The following is a 19114-nucleotide window of genomic DNA, read 5'->3' as shown; positions in this document are numbered from 1 at the left end:
GTTAACAAACAGGGTGCTGAGCGGCTACTCATCCGCTTCCGGCACTTCCCCCGGCGCGGCGTCGGTCCAGCGGCGGGCGGTGGCGTAATCATGGCCGGCGCGCAGGAAGGCGGCAATCCATTTTTCCCGCTGCTTTAGGTCCGGTCGTTCCTGGGCATAGGGGCCGATCCGCTTGCGCCGGGCGAAGCGGTCGGCGGCGGACCAGCTTTCCCTTTGGGTCTGGGCGTGGGCTTCCACCCGGTCGGCTTCCGCTATGCCATCGGCGCGCAGGGTTTCCGCGACCCGGCGGGCGCCATAACCGCGGCGGCTGAGCGCGCCGCTTTTCATCACGGCATAGCCGGCATCGTCGACATAGCGCAATTCGCTCAGCCGATCGACCAGCGCCTGCGGATCGGCGGGGTCTTCGCCGCCCCAGCCGCGTTCCTTGATCTTGCGGCCCAGATAGGCGAGCAATTTGGCCCGGCTGGTGGCGAAGCGCGCCACATAACGCAGCGCAAGTTCGCGCATGGCCTCTTCATCGAGCGGGGCAGGAGGGCGTTTGCCGGTCATGGCAATGCTTCATGCCTGTTGCGCCTTGATTATGCCACAGTCGGGCCGGAATTTTACCGCCCCTTTTGGGGTAAAAGCCCAAGCTGGAATGCAACTATCCGGTGCAAAGCGGCTTGAAAGCTGTTAGCGGCGCGCCGGAATATGACAAACATGACATTGGGTGACACCAATATGATGGGTTCGCAAAGCATGATGGCACCGACGCCAACCACCGACGATCTGCCCCGCCGTTTCTCGGACTTCGAGACGCTGGGCGAAGCGCTGGACTATGCTGCGACCGGGCGGCGCGGCCTGAACTTTCACGACGCGCGGGGGAATCTGGCGCGACCCTATCCCTTTGCGGAGCTGCGCGAGGACGCCGTCGCCTGCGCCCACCGGCTGATCGCCCATGGGGTGAAGCCGGAGGATCGCGTGGCCCTGGTGGCGGAGACGGGCCCGGATTTCGCGCAATTGTTCTTCGGCATCGTCTATGCGGGCGCCTGGCCGGTGCCGCTGCCGCTGCCGACCAGCTTCGGCGGCAAGGAAAGCTATATCGACCAGTTGAACGTCCAGCTTTCGAGCTGCGACCCGATGCTGTTCCTCTTTCCCAAGGAACTGGAGGAGATGGCGGGGGAATCCGGCCGTCAAAAGGCGGTCGAGAGCATCGCCTTCGAGGATTTCATCGCGCGGGAAGCCGTGCCCTGCGATCTGCCGCAGGCGAAGGGCGAGGAGATCGCCTATCTGCAATATTCGAGCGGTTCGACCCGCTTCCCCCATGGCGTGGCGGTGACGCATCATGCGCTGCTCAGCAATCTGGCGGCGCACAGCCATGGCATGGAACTGGTCGAGAGCGACCGCTGCATAAGCTGGCTGCCCTGGTATCATGACATGGGTCTGGTCGGCTGCTTCCTGTCCGTCGTCGCCAACCAGGTGTCGACCGACTATATGAAGACCGAGGATTTCGCCCGGCGGCCGCTGGCGTGGCTGGACCTCATCAGCCGGAACGAGGGCACCTCGATCAGCTATTCCCCGACCTTCGGCTACGACATTTGCGCGCGCCGCATGTCGAGCCAGACCAAGGCGCAGGATCGTTTCGACCTGTCCCGTTGGAGGCTCGCGGGCAACGGCGCGGACATGATCCGCCCGGACGTGATGCAGAGCTTCGTCGATGCGTTCGGGGACGCGGGGTTCAGCCCCAAGGCGTTCCTGCCGAGCTATGGCCTGGCCGAGGCCACGCTGGCCGTCACCATCATGCCGCCGGGCGAGGGCATCATCGTCGAACTGGTGGAGGAAACCGACCTTTCCGGCGGCGACGCGACCGAAGGCCGGCCGCAGCGCTTCCGCTCGATCGTCAATTGCGGCAAGCCGGCGCGCGACATGGTCGTGGAAATCCGGGACGAGGATGGAGCGAAGCTGAACGAGCGTCAGATCGGCAAGGTGTGGACCACCGGGCCGTCGCTGATGGTCGGCTATTTCCGCGATCCTGAGGCGACCGACGCCTGCATGGTCGACGGCTGGCTGGACACGGGCGACATGGGCTATTTGAGCGACGGCTATCTTTATATCGTGGGCCGCGCCAAGGACATGATCATCATCAACGGCAAGAATCACTGGCCGCAGGACATCGAATGGGCGGTGGAGCAGCTTCCCGGCTTCAAGCAGGGCGACATCGCCGCCTTCGCCATCACCACGCCGGGCGGCGAGGAAGCGCCCGCCGTGCTGGTGCATTGCCGGACCTCCGACAATGATGAGCGTACCCGGCTGCGCGACCAGATCCGCGAACGCGTGCGGGCGATCACCGGCATGAACTGCGTGGTCGAACTGGTGCCGCCGCGCACTTTGCCGCGCACCAGCTCGGGCAAGCTCAGCCGGTCGAAGGCGCGCAACCTCTATCTGACCGGCGAAATCCGGCCCTACGACATCGCCGCCTGACCCTTTGCCGCGAACCGACCGGCCGGGGGCCGCTTTTTTCATCTGCTTTTGACGGCCGTTACGGATTGATAACCGCTTGCTGTTAATCCGGCCGGGTGAGACGCGGGCAAGGGCCATCTTCTGAACAGGCTTCGCGGGAGCGAATATCGCTTCGGGCGATGATGGGTCTTGCCGTCGTTCCGGGCGATGCGGCGGAACGCGTCCTTGCCGCCCAATTGCGCTCGGCCGATCATGTCGCGCTGCTGAGGCAGGCGATGAACCTCTTCGGCCTGCTGTTCCTGTGGCAGGTCTTCGGCGATCACGGCTCTGTGCCGGGGCTGATGGTCTGGAGCGCCGCGCTGCTCCTTTCCATGGCCGTCGGCGCCATCCTGCGGCGCAGGCGCAATGGCGCGGCGGCAAGCGCGACCGATCTCAGGGTCCATGGCTTCACCGGCCTGCTTCACGGCCTCGTCTGGGCGGCGTGCATGATGACGCTCTCGTCCGGGCACGGCGCCGCGCAGTTGGTGGCGCACTGGACGCTGATCAGTTGCATCATGGTCTGCGGCGCGATCAGCTATGCCGCCACTCCGCTGGCGGCGACCGGCTTCCTGCTGCCCTGCATCGTCGGGCTTGGCGCGCTGTTCGATCCGCGCGACCAGACGCCGCTGCTTGCCCTTGCCACCAGCTATGCGCTGTCGTTGCTGGTCGGCTGCTTCCTTTATGCACGGACCTTCGCCCGGCAGCACAGCGCCAGCGTGCAACTGGAGGAAAAGAGCGAGGTCGTCAGCCTGCTGCTGCGCGAATATGAACATGGCGCGTCCGACTGGCTGTGGCAGACCGATCCCGCGCGGCGGTTGAGCGGCGTGTCGCCGCGCCTTGCCGAAATGCTTGGCCGTACACCGGCCGAAGTGGAAGGCGTGCTGCTGGTGCAACTGCTGGCTGGAAATGCCTGGGAAAGCGGCCTGTTCCCGACGGAACTGCATGCGTTGGCGGATCATCTGAAGCGGCGGGAAAGCTTCAGCAACATCGTCCTGCCGGTCGAGCTGGAGGGGGATGTGCGCTGGTGGGAACTGTCCGCCTCGCCCCGCTATGACGAGGGCGGCGCCTTTCTCGGCTTCCGGGGCGTCGGCTCCGATATTACCGAACAGAAGGAATCCGCGGAACGGATCGCGCAGCTTGCGCGGTTCGACCCGTTGACCGGCCTGCCCAATCGCACGCATCTGCGCGATGTGCTGGATCAGGCCATGGGCGGCGGCGGGACGGCGGGCGCAGGGCGCGGCGGCTGCGCCTTCCTGATGATAGACCTGGACCGGTTCAAGGCGGTGAACGATACGCTGGGCCACCAGATCGGTGACAAGCTGTTGACCCAGGTGGCGCGGCGATTGCGGCATATCTGTTCCGGCGCGGAATTTTGCGGGCGCATCGGCGGCGACGAATTTGCCGTCGTCATCCCGCAACTGGGGGATAATCACGGCGTCGACAGGCTCGCGGCCCGGATCATCAACGGCCTTTCAGCCCCTTATCAGGTGGACGAACATACGCTTTACGTCGGTGCATCCGTCGGGTCGGCGGTGTCGCCACAGGATGGCCATGAATCGGAAGCGCTGATCCGCAGCGCGGACCTCGCCCTCTATCGCGCAAAGGGCGATGGCGGCGGCGTGCATTGCGCCTATGAACCGCAATTGCATGCGCAGGCGGAGGAGCGCCGCCAACTGGAACTCGCGTTGCGCGACGCGCTGGAGAAGAACCAGCTGCATGTGCTGTTCCAGCCGGTGGTGGAGGCGCAGGCGGGCATTGTCGTCGGGTTCGAGGCGCTGGTGCGCTGGACCCACCCGGACATGGGGCCGATCTCGCCAGCCAAATTCATTCCGGTCGCGGAAGAAGCCCGGTTGATCGGACCGATCGGGGAGTGGGTGCTGCGGACCGCCTGCAAGGAAGCGGCATGCTGGCCCGACGGCGTGCGCATCGCGGTCAATGTCTCGGCCGAGCAGCTGGTCCATCCGAGCTTTGTCGGTGCGGTGGTATCGGCCCTTGCGCAGAGCGGGCTGGAGGCGCGGCGGCTGGAGCTGGAAGTCACCGAAAGCGTGTTCGTCAACGCCGATACCGGGGCGCTCAAGATCCTCGATCAGTTGCGGGGGCTGGGCGTTCGGCTGTCGCTCGACGATTTCGGGACGGGCTATTCCTCGCTCGGCTATCTCAGCCGCACACGTTTCGACACGATCAAGATCGACCGCAGCTTCGTCGTGGGCGCGGCGAACAACAGGGCGGAAAGCCTGGCGATCATCCGCGCGGTGGTCACGCTGGCGGACAGCCTGGGCATGGCGACCACGGCGGAGGGCGTCGAAACCGAGGCCGAACTGGCCATGGTCAGGGGCCTGGGCTGCCGCAAGGTGCAGGGCTTCTATTTCGGGCGGCCCATGCCGGCGGCCGACGCGGCGGCGCTCTTCCCCGGACATCAGGTGCGCGCCCGGGCCTAGGCTTCATCGCCGCGATGGAAGGACGCGACCCAAGATGCGCTCCGGGGTCCATCGAACATGGCGCAGTCTTGCCCGTTCGTCGCGGCAGCATGTTCGCCCCCATGCTGCTCTCCGCCCGCCCCTTATCCGCCGCTCTCGATCCGCAATTCCATCGCCTCGGAAAGCATCCCCGCGCTTGCGATAATGGCCGGCAGCCTTCGATCGCCGCGAGGGCCGCGCGCCATGCTCCGAAAGGCCGGAGATCCCGCGAAAGGAAGGCGCCGCGCCGTCGGGCTTTGCGGACCGGGCACAGTTGGAGAACCACGCCCGGTCCTTATCGTCACGCCTTGGTGCATTCCCCCGCACGCTTGCCGGTGACGTCATGGGTGGTGCGCAGCACGGGCTGGCCGCCCTCGGTCCTCGTCATGGTGCTGCCCAGCGTCAGCGTATCGGCGGTGAAATTGCCCTCCAGCACGATTTCGGATGTGCCCTTGCCGGATGTGCAGCTCAGCGTAGCGATCAGACGCCCCTTGCGGATCAGCTTGTCCTTGTAGGTGCAGTTCTTGCCCTCATCCCCGGCGAGAGCATTGGCGTCCGGCACGCCGGCGGCATCGACGGCGATGCAGGTCTTGTCCTCGCTCACCTGTTTCAGCGCTGCCTGATATTCGGCCGGGGTGACGGTGGGGGTATTATAGCCGGTTGTCTTGCGCGTCAGCGCCCATTCGCCCGCTTTCATGACGATCGGCGCTTCCGTCGTTTCGGGCGTGGGTTCCGGCTTGCTGCCGCAGGCGGCCAAGCCGAGAGCAAGCCCAAGCGGCAAGGCCGCCAGCGCGAATTTCTGCATATCCTCTCCCCTGTTCTCTGTTGGAACCGGTGCAGGCTCGCGCCAAGCCGTGCAAAGCGCAAGAGGAATCTGCTATCGCCTGCAGGCGCTTCGCTCACGTCGCCTGCCCTTACTTCTCCGCGCAGGTCGTGCCGATCCACTTGCCGCTGGTCTTGGCCTTCATGCTCATGTTCATGCCGTTGGGCGCACCGGTCATCTTCATGTCCATGTGCATCTCATAGCTTTCGGGCGCATAGCTGCCGGACATGACGGCGTTCATCGTGCCGCCCTGCGACTTGCAGCTTATCTCGCCCTTCACGGAACCGCCGCTGGCGTCGAAGCCCTTGTAGGCGCAGTCCTTGTTCTCCTGCCCCGAGAACATCTTGCCGCTGGGGTTGGCGGCTTCCTCCGGCGAGACGCAATATTTGATCGAGGTGCGGCTCATCATCTTCTTCATCTGCTCTTTCATCTGGTCGCCGCCGCCGGGCATGTTCGGCATGTCGATGTCCTCCAGCTCATAGCTGCCCTCCCACTGGCCGGGCTTGAGCTGGACCTTCTGCACTTCCTGACGGACCTCCTCGCGGGTTTGCGGCTCGCTCGCCTTCCTTTCGCCGCACGCCGCGAGCAGGGCGGTCGCTCCCGTCAGGCCGATCAGGATGGAGAGTGTCGGACGCATAAGCTTTTCTCCCTGTTTCCACGCCGTTTAGGGCGCGACCATATCAAGGGAGGGGGAGGATGCAATGCGGAATGGGCAAGCCATATGTTCTTTATTTGTTCTAATTCCGATGCTATGCGTGTTCGACAATCGGGTGAGCGTTGATGGACTGGGAAGATGGAGAAGGGCCTACTTCGGCTCTTCGCGCGCCAGGGTGACCAGCCGGCGGTCTATCCGTCGCCGTCCGAAGGGCTGTTCGAACCGAAGCCCTGAAAGGGCGGAGGCGCGCGGCTTTGCCGCTTCCCGGCATAAGAGAGCGTGAAGCCGATTGCGTCTCAAGCCAAAGGCCCCATATTCCGCTTATGTCTATCCAGATCCGCACCACGCTGGACGAGCCGGAGACCGGCGAAGGCTTCGTCCCCCACCGCCCCGCGCGCCCGGAAAAGAGCGAGGGTGGCAGGCCGTTCAAACTGGTGTCGGACTATGAGCCGTCGGGCGATCAGCCGACCGCCATAGCCGAACTGGTGGAAACCGCGCTGGCTGGCGAGAAGGACCAGGTGCTGCTGGGCGTCACCGGATCGGGCAAGACCTTCACCATGGCGAAGGTGATCGAGGCGTTGCAGCGGCCCGCTCTGGTGCTGGCGCCCAACAAGATACTGGCCGCGCAGCTTTATGGGGAGTTCAAGAGCTTCTTCCCGGAAAACGCCGTCGAATATTTCGTCAGCTATTACGACTATTACCAGCCTGAAGCCTATGTGCCGCGCTCCGACACCTATATCGAGAAGGAGTCGAGCGTGAACGAGGCGATCGACCGGATGCGCCATTCGGCCACGCGTGCGCTGCTGGAACGCGACGATGTGCTGATCGTGGCGTCGGTGTCCTGCCTGTACGGCATCGGCTCGGTCGAAACCTATTCGGCCATGACCTTCGCGATGAAGAAGGGGCAGGTCGAGGACCAGCGGGAGATCATCCGAAAGCTGGTCGCGCTCCAGTACAAGCGCAACGACGCGGCGTTCGCGCGCGGCAATTTCCGGGTGAAGGGCGACAATCTGGAGATTTTCCCGTCGCACTATGAGGACACCGCCTGGCGGGTCAGCTTCTTCGGCAATGAGATAGAGGACATCGTCGAATTCGACCCGCTGACCGGCAAGAAGGTCGCGAGCCTGGACTTTGTGAAGGTCTTTCCCAATTCGCACCACGTGACGCCGGGCCCGACGCTGAAGCAGGCGATGGAGGCGATCCGCTTCGAACTGGCGGAGCGGCTGAAGGAATTGCAGGCCGAGGGCAAGCTGCTGGAGGCGCAGCGGCTGGAGCAGCGGACCAATTTCGACCTGGAGATGATCGCTGCCACCGGCTCCTGCGCGGGGATCGAAAATTATTCGCGTTTCCTGACCGGCCGTCTGCCGGGCGAGCCGCCGCCGACGCTGTTCGAATATCTGCCGGAAAATTCGCTGCTGTTCGTGGACGAAAGCCACCAGACCGTGCCCCAGATCGGGGCGATGGCGCGGGGCGACCATCGGCGGAAGATCACGCTGGCCGAATATGGCTTCCGCCTGCCGAGCTGCATCGACAACCGGCCCTTGCGCTTCAACGAATGGGACGCGATGCGGCCGCAGACGGTCAGCGTCTCCGCAACGCCCGGGTCGTGGGAGATGGAGCAGACCGGCGGCACCTTCTCCGAACAGGTGATCCGTCCGACCGGCCTTATCGACCCCCCTGTCGAGATCAAGCCGGTGGAGGACCAGGTGGACGACCTGATCCATGAGGCGAAGGAGACGGCGAAGAAGGGCTATCGCACGTTGATCACGACGCTCACCAAGCGCATGGCCGAGGATCTGACCGAGTTCATGCATGAGGCGGGGATCAAGGTCCGCTACATGCATAGCGATGTCGAGACGCTGGAGCGCATAGAGCTGATCCGCGACCTGCGGCTGGGGGTCTATGACGTGCTGGTGGGCATCAACCTGCTGCGCGAGGGGCTGGACATCCCCGAATGCGGGCTGGTCGCGATCCTCGACGCGGACAAGGAGGGCTTTTTGCGCTCCGAAACCTCGCTCATCCAGACGATCGGGCGCGCGGCGCGCAATGTCGAGGGACGGGTGATCCTCTATGCCGACCGCGTCACCGGATCGATGGAGCGGGCGCTCAACGAGACGTCGCGCCGGCGCGAGAAGCAGATGGCCTATAATCTGGAACATGGCATCACGCCCACCACGATCAAGCGCAACATCGGCGACATCATCGCCCATGTCGCGTCGAAGGATCAGGTGATGGTGGACACCGGGCTGGAGGACAGGCCGCACCTCGTCGGCCACAATCTGCGCGCCTATATCGAGGATCTGGAAAAGCAGATGCGGGCTGCGGCGGCGGACCTGGAGTTCGAGGAGGCCGGACGCATCCGGGACGAAATCCGCAAGCTGGAGGCGGAAGAGCTTGGCCTGCCCGCCGGGCAGCAGGTGGCGGCGCCGCGAGGACGGGCGACCGAGGGCAAGCCGGGAACGCGCAAACTGCGCTACGGGAAGGTGCAGAAGAAGTTCGGACGTTAGGGGGGCTGTCCGTTTCTTGTTCGAACCCGCCATGCTCCTCGAAGGCGCTCGAACAAGACGCGTGGTTCGTCAGAGCCCGGTTCCGCCGTCTGTGGACCATCGTGTCGTGGAACTGGGCTCCCGCCTTCGCAGGAGCACTTTGTGCCTCAAGAATAGCGGAATGGCCGCGATCCACCCGCCTTCCGCAGATCATGGTGGCGTTTGAATGGGGCTTCCATACGCCGCTCCGTCTTCCGAACGCGGCGAAGATCGCTCCCGACCCTTCAGGCCGAAAATCTCACCTGTCCTGGTCCTGATAGGCCATTTGCAAAATCCCCCAATGCCGTCCTCGAACATGGATGGAGGCGATGACCTGCTTCAGCAATATGACCTCGCCCACGGCGTTCAGCCGCCGATAGGCCTTGATGCAGAAGGGTTGGGTGATCCTGCACTGCTCGCGCGTGTCGGGGAAGTCGAAGATCAGGCCCTGGCGCGAATATTCGAAATTCCAGTTGTCGTCGCCCGGCCGCTGCGGATGCGACCGTTCCGGCATCGCGACCGCGCCGAAGCTGTTGCGGTCGGTGAAGGTCATGCCGAACAGCCCTGGAAAGACGCGCGCCCTTTCCTGCTGCACCCGCGCAGCGGGGATCAGCACCGGCTGGACCGGATGGCTATATTGAACCGGCTGCGTGCCGGGGATCGGCATGTAGGATTCGCTGAACAATTCGCTTTCCGTCAGCCGGCCCTCGACAACGGCCAGTTCCAGCGCGTCGCTTACCGCCTGCGCGGCATCCAGGCAGAAATCGATATAGGGCGTATCGGGAATCTCCACGCCGCTTTCCGCCACCAGTTGCAGCAGTCGGTTGGTGTCGTCGCTGGCAGTGGAGATGCGGCCGGACAGTCTTTGCAGGCCCCCCGCATTGTCGGTGGAGGTGCTCGCCAGCGCCGCCAGCCCACCGCGGATCTCGCCCGCCGATCCGACGATGGAGGCGATGCGTTCGGCCACCCCCTCGCTGTTGCTGGACAGGTCTTCCATCAGCGCGCCGAGCCGTTCGACCAGCAGTTCGATATTCTTGGTGTCGTTAAGCGCCGTTCGCGCGGTTTCCGCGCCGTGGACGATGCCCTCCAGCATCTTGCCCGCCTCGCCGGTCAGCGCTCCGATGGACTGATCGATGGTCTGGGTGGCGGTCGCGGTTTCCTGCGCCAGCTTCTTGACCTCTGCGGCCACCACGGCGAAGCCGCGCCCGGCATCGCCTGCGCGCGCCGCCTCTATGGTCGCGTTGAGCGCCAGCAAATTGGTCTGGCTGGCGATGCCGCTGATCACGCTGGTGACATGGGCGACGGTCTTCAACGCCTCGCGAAAGCCGTCAAGCTGTGCGTGGACGCTGCTCACCCGCTCGATCAGGTCGACGAAATTGCTGTTGGCGTCCGACAATTGGCGCCCGGAATCCTGGATGATGCTCCGCGCGGCCACAGCCTTTTCGCGCGCATCCTGTCCCGCCAGCGACACGCTTTCGCCATCCCGGGAAAGCTGCGCCGCCGCGCCGCTGATCGCCTCGATCGTGCGGGCCTGATTGGTGACGCGATCCGCCAGCTCGCTGATGTCCGCCTGCAGATCGAGCGTGCGGATGCCCAGGTCGCCGGACAGCTTGGCCACCTTCATCACCGCCTGTTCGACGTTCCGGGTTCTTGCCTGGTTTTCCACGCCGTCCGGGCTATCGGACGTTGGTAAAATATCCGTTATCGATGCGGTGGGCCGTTACAGCGCGCCAGTCAGCGCCAGCACGACGCCGGTGGCCACCAGCACCAGCCCCATGACCTCGCTCTGCTTCATCCGTTCGCCCAGGTAGAAATGACCGAAGCCCAGGGTGAAGGCGACCTCCACCTGCCCGACGATCCGCACCAGCGCGACCGGCGCAGTCGCAAAGCCGGTGAACCAGCATGCCGAACCGAGGGCGGACAACAGCCCGACCTGCCCCGAAATGCGCCAGCCGTGCAGCACCTTGCGCATTTCGCCGGGCTCGCGCAGCAGCAGGAAGCCGCCCTGCATCACCGTCTGCATGGCGACCGTCACGACCAGCACGATCAGCGCGGCCAGGACCGGGTCCGCGTTCGCGCCACCGGCGTCCACCTCCTGCGTTCCCCGCCGGATGGCGATCGCGGTCAGCGCAAAGAAGAAGCCCGAGGCGATGCCGCACAGCGCGGCCGGTTGCCCCAGCGCGCGGAGGAAGCCGGGCTTTTTGCCGCCGACCGACAGCAGCATGATGCCCGCCACGCCGCAGCCGATCCCTGCCCAGGCCAAGGGGGGCAGACGCTCCCCCATCAGCAGGAAGGAGAGGATGGCCCCCTGCACCGCCTCCGTCTTGGAATAAGCCGTGCCGACGACGAAATTGCGATGGGCGAAGGCCATGATCAGCAAATTGGTCGCGACGATCTGCGCCAGTCCGCCCCCCAGGCAGAACAGCAGGAACGATGGATCGGGCGAGGGGAGCGGGCCGGGATAGATCAGCCGATAGCCCGCCAGCAGCATCAGCGCGAAGGGCAGGCCGTAGAGATAGCGCACCAGACCCGCCGCGTTGACGGACAGTTCCTTGCTGACCCGGCGCTGCACCGCCGTCCGCCAGGCCTGCGTCGCTCCCGCCAGCAGCGTCGCCGGAAGCCAGATGGGAAACGCCATCCTAGTCCTTCCCGGAATGGTGGAGGGGAAATGCGCGACCGTGGTGCAGAATATGCCGCGCCACATCGTCGAAATCCCGGATTATGTCATGAGCCTTGATCCAGAGCACCCTTAACCCCCTGAGAACGCGCCCATGCGTCACGCTGGGCATCCTGCGCCATCTGCTCGGCATGGTCATGAAAGCCGTTGTCCGGCTCCATAGCGAACCGGACAGAGGCGCAGTGGAATCCAGCACAAAAGCCCGACCGGATGCTGTTCACAGCGCGATTTCGGATGCGCCAAAGCGCGCTGCAATTCCCGTGCCTGCGCGACGCTCCTTCCATTCGGCTGCCTTGCGCCGATTCCCCGCCACCATCTGCTTCGCAAACGGTTCCCTCCCCATCTCCCGACAGGGAGGATCGGGCGAGCCTCACACCCCTTCGAGAAGGCCTTCCTTCTTGATCTTCTCCTGCCACACCAGCGGGGCGAGACGGTGGACATTCTGGCCTTCGCTGTCGACGGCTACGGTGACGGGCATGTCCTGCACCTCGAACTCGTAGATCGCTTCCATGCCCAGGTCTTCGAAGCCGACCACTTTGGCCGCCTTGATCGCCCGCGCCACCAGATAGGCCGCGCCGCCGACCGCCATCAGATAGGCGCTCTTATGCTTGGCGATGCTGTCGGTCGCCGCCGGGCCGCGCTCCGCCTTGCCGACGCAGGCCGCGAGGCCCTGTTCCAGCATCATGTCCATGAACTTGTCCATGCGGGTCGCCGTGGTCGGACCGGCCGGGCCCACCACCTCGTCGCGCACCGGATCGACCGGGCCGACATAATAGATGACGCGACCCTTGAAATCGACCGGCAGTTCCTCGCCGCGGCTCAGCATGTCCTGGATGCGCTTGTGCGCCGCGTCACGCCCGGTCAGCATCTTGCCGTTGAGCAGCAGGCGGTCGCCATGCTTCCAGCTCTGCACCACTTCCTGCGTCAGCGTGTCGAGGTCGACGCGGATCGCCTCCTTGCTCGGCTTCCAGTCGACCTGCGGCCATTCCGAAATCTTCGGCGCTTCCAGATAGGCGGGACCCGAGCCGTCGAGCGTGAAATGCGCATGGCGGGTCGCCGCGCAATTGGGGATCATCGCCACCGGCTTGCCCGCCGCATGGCAGGGATAGTCGTAGATCTTGACGTCCAGCACGGTGGCGAGGCCACCCAGCCCCTGCGCGCCGATGCCGAGCGCGTTGACGTTGTCGAAAATCTCGATGCGCAGCTTCTCGATCTCGTTCTGCGGTCCGCGCGCCTTCAATTCGCCCATGTCGATGGGCTCCATCAGCGATTCCTTGGCCAGCGCCACGGCCTTTTCCGCCGTGCCGCCGATGCCGATGCCCAGCATGCCGGGCGGGCACCAGCCCGCGCCCATCTGCGGCACCATCTCCAGCACCCAGTCGACGATCGAATCGCTGGGGTTCATCATCTTGAACTTGGTCTTGTTCTCCGACCCGCCGCCCTTGGCTGCGACGTCGACGATGACCTTGTCGCCCGGCACCATCTCGACATTCAGCACGCAGGGCGTGTTGTCCTTCGTATTGACGCGCGAAAAGGCGGGGTCCTTCAGGATCGAGGCGCGCAGGCGGTTCTCCGGGTTCAGATAGGCGCGGCGCACGCCTTCATCCACGACCTCCTGCATGGAGCGGCTGTTATCGTCCAGCCGGCAGTCCATGCCCCATTTGATGAAGACGTTGACGATGCCGGTGTCCTGGCAGATCGGGCGATGCCCCTCGGCGCACATGCGGCTGTTGGTCAGGATCTGGGCGATGGCGTCCTTCGCCGCAGGATTGGCCTCCGCTTCATAGGCTTTGCCCAGCGCGCGGATATAATCCATCGGATGATAATAGCTGATGAACTGGAGCGCGTCGGCCACGCTCTCGATCAGATCGGCGGTCTTGATGACGGTCATCTACCCTGGTCCCTAATCTAAGGCCCGCTCCGCACGGCGGGTCCATGCAGGGGAGCGGCTAGTAGGGAATCGCGCGTGAGTCCAGTAGCGGCAGGGAGCCGGCCGCCTGTCCCGGGCGTTTCCCGCCCATGCCCCGCGCGCTCAAGACCTATCGCACCGCCATCGGCTTTCACGACGCCTATGTCGCCGCGCCCAGCCAGAAGGCGGCGCTGGAGGCCTGGGGCGCCGACGCCAATCTCTTCGCCCGCGGGATGGCGGAGGTCGTGACCGATCCGGCCCTCATGGCCGAGCCGCTCGCCCATCCAGGCCAGGTCATCAGGCGCCCGCGCGGTTCCATGGCGGAACATCTCGCCGCGCTGCCTGAGGAGAAGCCCGCAAGCCCCAGAAAGGCGAAGGCGCGCGGCGCGGCCAGGCCCAGGCCCCGCCCCGACCGCGCACCGCTGGAGGCGGCGGAGGAGGCATTGGCGGCTCTCGACCGTCAGCAGGAAGCGGAGCGCCGTCAACTGGCCCGCCGCGAAGCCGCCCTTCGGCGCGCGCGTCAGGACCTGGAAAAACGGCATCAAGCCGAAAGGCACCCGCTGGAGAAAGCCCGCGACGCAGCGGCAAAACGCTATGAACGGGCGCTCAGGACATGGGAAGGCTAGGGGTTGTGGGGATTTAGGATTCCCATTTGTTGGGAGATGTGATTGACGCTCTGGATGGACCGTTTCGTACTGACCGACGCCCAATGGGCAAAGATGGAGCCACATTGTCTGGGTAAGCCGACTGACCCTGGGCGGAGCGGAAGGGACAACCGGCTATTCATGGAGGCGGTGCTGTGGATTGTTCGCACGGGCAGTCCATGGCGTGATCTGCCCGCCATGTTCGGCAACTGGAGTACGGCGTTCAGGCGGTTTCGCGATTGGCGGGAAGCCGATATTTTCAAGCGTATTTTCGATGTGCTGTCGGAGGAACCCGACATGGAATACGCCATGGTCGATGCGACCATCGTCAAGGTTCACCGGCATGGCCAGGGCGCAAAAGGGGGACTCAGGGCCAGGCCATTGGTCGCTCAAAAGGCGGCATGACGACCAAGATTCTGGCGCTGACCGATGCCTTGGGCAATCTGGTGCGCTTCGAGTTGCTGCCGGGCAACCGCTACGACACCATAGGCGTCGCACCGTTGATCGACGGTATTGAGTTCGGTGCCCTGCTGGGCGACAAGGCCTTCGATTCCAACTGGATTGTACAGGATCTTGATCAGCGTGGGGCGAAGGTTGTCATTTCACAACATCCCGGCCGCGCCCAAAAGCTCAAGATCGACGTCGAGATGTACAAATGGCGTCACCTGATCGAAAACTTCTTCTCCAAACTTAAGGAATTCAAACGCATCGCTATGCGTGCCTGCAAAACCGACCAGAGCTTCTCTGCAATGATCTATCTCGCCGCAGCCATCATCAACTCACGATGAATCCCCACAAACCCTAGAGTATCGCGCAGCAGGATGGCGAGACCGGTGAAAAAAAGGCGCCACCGGAAGCTCCGGCAGCGCCCTTCCCTTCAAAACCGTCCTTTATTGCGCGCGGGGCGCCGCTGCGGCCGCATTGGCGGGCAGGCCGCCAAGCTGCGTCACCAGCTTGGTATAGGCGTCGAGATAGGCGAGCACGATCACCTGCCCGATCTCCGTATTCTGGTAGCCGCCGCCGCCGGCCGCGGCGAAGCCGCCCCACCAGCCGGCGCCGCCGCCGCCGCCGAAGCTCAGGTCCGACTTGCGCGCATAGCCCTCCGTCAGCGCCTCTTCCTCGGTCGTGCGGGCGTTGACGATGGAGAGCGTCACATTGGCCTCGCTCTTCTTGACCGAAATGCCGCCCGCCAGCGCGCCGAAGGTCCGGCCGCCCAGGAAGCCGCCGAGCATGCCGCCCAGCGCATTGCCGCCTGAATTCTTGTTGGAGGAGACGATGTCGGGCTGCAGATAATAATCCGCCGCCTTCACCTGGCCCTTGCCCAGATTGGACCCCGCCTGCAATTCGCCGGAGTCCGCCATGGCGCGCTCCATGTTGCGGCTGGCCATGGCGCGGCCGCGGTTGACGATGCCGAAGCAGCCCGACTGCTGGATGAACACCTTGAGGATCGCCTCCGGGCTGCCCAGGTTCAGCTCACGCCACCACTGGTTGTCCGGCTCGACGATGGCCACCGTGCCGAGGCGACGGGTGCAATGAGGAATTTCGGCGGTTTTCTTGGCCTGCTGCTGCCGGGCTGACGAGCCCTTGTCGGCGGCCATCGCCGGAGAAGCCGCGACAGCCAGACCGGCTGCGGCAGCGACGAACTTCGCGAACACACGCATTGTCATGCACCCCTGAAAGTTGCTGAAGTCGTTTTGATTTTGTGGCGCCCCGATATTTGCACCATGCTCTAGCACAACCGCGCGGGCGCGCAAGTAATGCGAACGGTTATCACCGCCATAGCCTTAACGGGCATGGGATGTGCGAGCCTGCTGACAGGCCCTCAAATGGCTGCTATCGGCGCGGGCCATGACCGATCTCTCGCACATCCGCAATTTCTCGATCATCGCCCATATCGACCATGGCAAGTCGACCCTGGCCGACCGCCTGATCCAGCGCACCGGCGGCCTGACCGACCGGGAAATGTCGGCGCAGGTGCTCGACAACATGGATATCGAGAAGGAGCGCGGCATCACCATCAAGGCGCAGACCGTGCGCCTCGACTATGTCGCGAAGAACGGCGAGACCTATGAGCTGAACCTGATGGACACGCCGGGCCATGTCGACTTCGCCTATGAGGTGAGCCGTTCGCTCGCCGCCTGCGAGGGCGCGTTGCTGGTGGTGGACGCCGCGCAGGGGGTGGAGGCGCAGACGCTGGCCAACGTCTACCAGTCGATCGAGCATGACCATGAGATCGTGCCCGTCATCAACAAGATCGACCTGCCCGCCGCCGAGCCGGAGAAGGTGAAGGCCGAGATCGAGGAGGTGATCGGCCTCGACGCATCGGAAGCCGTGCTGGCGAGCGCCAAGGCGGGCATCGGCATCGACGACATATTGGAAGCCGTGGTCGCCAAGATCCCCGCGCCCAAGGGCGACCGGGAGGCGCCGCTGGAGGCGATGCTGGTCGATAGCTGGTACGACCCCTATCTGGGCGTCGTCATCCTGGTGCGCGTCGTCAACGGCGTCATCAAGAAGGGCCAGAACATCAAGTTCATGATCGGCGGCACCGAGCATCTGATCGACCGCGTCGGCTGTTTCCGGCCGAAGATCGAGCAACTGGGCGAACTGGGGCCGGGCGAGATCGGCTTCATCACCGCGCAGATCAAGGACATCAGCCAGACCCGCGTCGGCGACACCATCACCACGGTCAAGAATCCGGCGAAGGAACCGCTGCCCGGCTTCAAGGAAGTGCAGCCGGTGGTGTTCTGCGGCCTGTTCCCGGTCGACGCCAATGATTTCGAGAAGCTGCGCGAATCGATTTCCAAGCTGCGGCTGAACGACGCCAGCTTCTCCTTCGAGATGGAGACATCGGCGGCTTTGGGCTTCGGCTTCCGCTGCGGCTTCCTGGGGCTGCTGCACCTGGAGATCATCCAGGAGCGGCTGAGTCGGGAATATGATCTGGACCTGATCACGACTGCGCCGTCGGTGGTGTACGAGATTCACATGAATGACGGGACGGTGCGGCATCTGCACAACCCCGCCGACATGCCCGACGCCAACCATATCGACTATATCGAGGAGCCGTGGATCGAGGCGGTGATCTACTGCCCCGACGAATATCTGGGTTCGATCCTGAAGCTCTGCCAGGACCGGCGGGGCATCCAGAAGAACCTGACCTATGTCGGCGGGCGCGCGCAGGTGACCTATGAACTGCCGCTCAACGAGGTGGTGTTCGATTTCTACGACCGGCTGAAGTCGATTTCGCGCGGCTATGCCAGCTTCGACTATCATCAGATCGGGGCGCGGGAAGGCGACCTCGTCAAGATGAGCATCCTCGTCAACAATGAGCCGGTGGACGCGCTCAGCATGATCGTCCACCGGGGCACCGCCGAATCACGCGGGCGCGGCATGTGCGAGCGGTTGAAGGACCTGATCCCCCGCCACCTGTTCAAGATTCCGATCCAGGCGGCGATCGGCGGCAAGGTGATCGCCCGCGAAACGATCGCCGCGATGCGCAAGGACGTGACTGCGAAATGCTATGGCGGCGACATCACCCGCAAGAAGAAGCTGCTGGAGAAGCAGAAGGAGGGCAAGAAGCGGATGCGCGAATATGGGTCCGTCCAGATCCCCCAGGAAGCCTTCATTGCCGCGCTGCGCATGGGGGATGAGAACTGAGGCTCCTGCCGGTGCAGGAGTACGCTATTCCTGTCCGAACGAAAGGGACTTCATTCCGCCGCCAGATGGTCCCGGAACCAGGCGGTGGTTTCCTCCTCGCTCAGTTCTCCGGCCGCGAGAGCCAGGAAGGCTACTACCAACTCGGCGTCGGTGGCCGTCAGCACATAGCCGTTCAGCGCCAGGAAGGTTTCGCTGACAACTGCGGCGGTGCGCTTGTTGCCGTCGACAAAGGGATGGTTGCGCGCAATGCCGTAGGCATAGGCAGCCGCCAGTTCCGCCGCATCGGGTTCATGATAGGCTGCCAGATTCTGCGGGCGGGCCATGGCGCTTTCCAGCAAGCCTGAGTCGCGCACGCCTTCACCGCCGCCATGCTCGGCCAACTGTTCGGCATGCGCCGCAAGCGCCACTTCGGCGCTCACCCAGACCCAATTGCGGGGCATGGTTTATTTCGCAAGCTCGCGCAGTGCGCGTTTGCGGCGCTGCATGACTTCCCGCGCTGCCGCCATCTGAGCGTCGAAATCGGGTTCGGCTGCGCTCAATTCGATGCCGCGCGGCGTGGTGACGACCGACAGGGTCTCGCCGACGCCGACATTGAGATGCGCCAGCACCTCCTTGGGCAGGATGACCCCGGCGGAATTGCCGATCTTCGTGATCTTGAGCGGTGTGTTCATACGGATGTTATAACCATTATCCGGCCGCGGCGCAAGCCCGGCGGCCTTGACGGCGGCGGGGCGTCCATGGTCAATGCTCACGACCAACCGCAGGGGACCGGCATGAGCGAGACATGGCTGTATGACGAGCATCCCGCGATGTTCCGCGCGCATCCCTTCCTGTTCATCCTCCTGCTGATCTCCGTCGTAGGCATCCTCGCCATCGGCGTGTGGTGGGTGTTGCACAAGGGGGAGCGGCTGGCGCTTTCCGACCGGGAAGTGCTGCTGGAACGGGGCCTTCTGGCCAAGCAGCGGACGGAGATCGCGCTTTCCAGCATCCGCAGCGTGCGCATCACCCAGACGTTGGGCCAGCGCATCTTCAACGTCGGCAATGTGGAACTGTTCAGCGCCGGGGACATGGCGGAAATCGCGATCAGGTCCATGCCGCGGCCCGACCGCATCCGGGCGATCGCGGCTTCGCGCAATCTCGACCTGCTGCCCCAGCGGTAGGAGAATGGTGAACAGCCTCTTGACTTGTCCGCATTTATTTCAACGATAGTGCAATAGCGAGAAGGGGTGCTTTGGAGCGCCCACGGCCAGCAGGAAGGACGCCGGAGGAACGCCGGTCCGCAGTGGCGCGGGC

16 protein-coding genes are annotated in these 19114 nt (G+C 64.3%); 7 read left to right on the top strand and 9 right to left on the bottom strand.

Translation table 11 applies throughout. From position 1 onward, the window contains the following. Nucleotides 1–24: 24 nt before the first annotated feature. Nucleotides 25–549: a regulatory protein RecX gene (locus tag EGM87_RS12930; RefSeq protein ID WP_044660375.1), complete on the bottom strand. Its 525-nt coding sequence runs from the start codon at nt 547–549 to the stop codon at nt 25–27. A 150-nt stretch (nt 550–699) separates the two neighbouring features. On the opposite strand from EGM87_RS12930, the gene EGM87_RS12925 reads away from it, so the two are divergent. Together EGM87_RS12925 and EGM87_RS12920 are read left to right on the top strand one after the other, a co-directional pair. Next, nucleotides 700–2460 (top strand): fatty acyl-AMP ligase, encoded by a 1761-nt coding sequence (locus tag EGM87_RS12925; protein ID WP_137710197.1) that lies wholly within the window; start codon nt 700–702, stop codon nt 2458–2460. A 158-nt stretch (nt 2461–2618) separates the two neighbouring features. Next, the gene (locus tag EGM87_RS12920) at nt 2619–4916 is read left to right on the top strand and encodes a putative bifunctional diguanylate cyclase/phosphodiesterase (protein ID WP_061937845.1); all 2298 of its coding nucleotides are present in this window, start codon (nt 2619–2621) and stop codon (nt 4914–4916) included. 319 nt (nt 4917–5235) lie between these two features. Here EGM87_RS12920 and EGM87_RS12915 read toward each other — a convergent pair whose 3' ends face one another. Both EGM87_RS12915 and EGM87_RS12910 read right to left on the bottom strand, forming a co-directional pair. Beyond that, on the bottom strand, nt 5236–5739 hold the full coding sequence (locus EGM87_RS12915) for a DUF3617 domain-containing protein (protein ID WP_137710198.1): 504 nt from the start codon (nt 5737–5739) through the stop codon (nt 5236–5238). 109 nt (nt 5740–5848) lie between these two features. After that, entirely contained in the window at nt 5849–6394 is a 546-nt protein-coding gene (locus EGM87_RS12910) for a DUF3617 domain-containing protein (RefSeq protein ID WP_137710199.1), read from the bottom strand. Nucleotides 6395–6735: 341 nt separating this feature from the next. Here EGM87_RS12910 and uvrB point away from each other — a divergent pair, with 341 nt between their 5' ends. Next, nucleotides 6736–8919, top strand: a complete 2184-nt coding sequence (uvrB, locus tag EGM87_RS12905; RefSeq protein WP_137710200.1) for an excinuclease ABC subunit UvrB — start codon at nt 6736–6738, stop codon at nt 8917–8919. 277 nt (nt 8920–9196) lie between these two features. Here uvrB and EGM87_RS12900 read toward each other — a convergent pair whose 3' ends face one another. From EGM87_RS12900 to EGM87_RS12890, 3 genes are all read right to left on the bottom strand, one after another. Continuing rightward, the gene (locus tag EGM87_RS12900; RefSeq protein WP_025547487.1) at nt 9197–10561 is read right to left on the bottom strand and encodes a methyl-accepting chemotaxis protein; all 1365 of its coding nucleotides are present in this window, start codon (nt 10559–10561) and stop codon (nt 9197–9199) included. A 96-nt stretch (nt 10562–10657) separates the two neighbouring features. Next, on the bottom strand, nt 10658–11575 hold the full coding sequence (locus EGM87_RS12895; RefSeq protein ID WP_044660371.1) for a DMT family transporter: 918 nt from the start codon (nt 11573–11575) through the stop codon (nt 10658–10660). Nucleotides 11576–11984: 409 nt separating this feature from the next. Next, nucleotides 11985–13505 (bottom strand): fumarate hydratase, encoded by a 1521-nt coding sequence (locus EGM87_RS12890; protein WP_137710201.1) that lies wholly within the window; start codon nt 13503–13505, stop codon nt 11985–11987. A 128-nt stretch (nt 13506–13633) separates the two neighbouring features. Here EGM87_RS12890 and EGM87_RS12885 point away from each other — a divergent pair, with 128 nt between their 5' ends. Further along, nucleotides 13634–14149: a hypothetical protein gene (locus EGM87_RS12885; protein ID WP_137710202.1), complete on the top strand. Its 516-nt coding sequence runs from the start codon at nt 13634–13636 to the stop codon at nt 14147–14149. Nucleotides 14150–14203: 54 nt separating this feature from the next. Then, nucleotides 14204–14955 (top strand): IS5 family transposase gene (locus EGM87_RS12880; protein ID WP_148564693.1). Its coding sequence is split into 2 segments (ribosomal slippage): nt 14204–14534 and nt 14534–14955, totalling 753 coding nucleotides; the frame shifts between segments, so codons are not numbered across the junction. A 102-nt stretch (nt 14956–15057) separates the two neighbouring features. Here the strand turns inward: EGM87_RS12880 and EGM87_RS12875 are convergent. Continuing rightward, nucleotides 15058–15828: a CsgG/HfaB family protein gene (locus EGM87_RS12875; protein WP_025547481.1), complete on the bottom strand. Its 771-nt coding sequence runs from the start codon at nt 15826–15828 to the stop codon at nt 15058–15060. A 187-nt stretch (nt 15829–16015) separates the two neighbouring features. Here EGM87_RS12875 and lepA point away from each other — a divergent pair, with 187 nt between their 5' ends. Further along, complete coding sequence (lepA, locus tag EGM87_RS12870; RefSeq protein WP_025547480.1) at nt 16016–17821, top strand: translation elongation factor 4; 1806 nt, start codon at nt 16016–16018, stop codon at nt 17819–17821. Between the two features lie 50 nt (nt 17822–17871). Here the strand turns inward: lepA and EGM87_RS12865 are convergent, their stop codons facing one another. Then, entirely contained in the window at nt 17872–18261 is a 390-nt protein-coding gene (locus EGM87_RS12865; RefSeq protein ID WP_025547478.1) for a type II toxin-antitoxin system death-on-curing family toxin, read from the bottom strand. Between the two features lie 3 nt (nt 18262–18264). After that, nucleotides 18265–18492, bottom strand: a complete 228-nt coding sequence (locus EGM87_RS12860) for an AbrB/MazE/SpoVT family DNA-binding domain-containing protein (protein WP_025547477.1) — start codon at nt 18490–18492, stop codon at nt 18265–18267. Between the two features lie 102 nt (nt 18493–18594). Here EGM87_RS12860 and EGM87_RS12855 point away from each other — a divergent pair, with 102 nt between their 5' ends. After that, entirely contained in the window at nt 18595–18981 is a 387-nt protein-coding gene (locus tag EGM87_RS12855) for a PH domain-containing protein (RefSeq protein ID WP_025547475.1), read from the top strand. Nucleotides 18982–19114: the final 133 nt, after the last annotated feature.

It is taken from the genome of Sphingobium sp. RSMS, from assembly GCF_005406185.4.
Lineage (GTDB): Bacteria > Pseudomonadota > Alphaproteobacteria > Sphingomonadales > Sphingomonadaceae > Sphingobium > Sphingobium fuliginis.
This window is presented reverse-complemented; position numbering and strand designations above follow the sequence as displayed.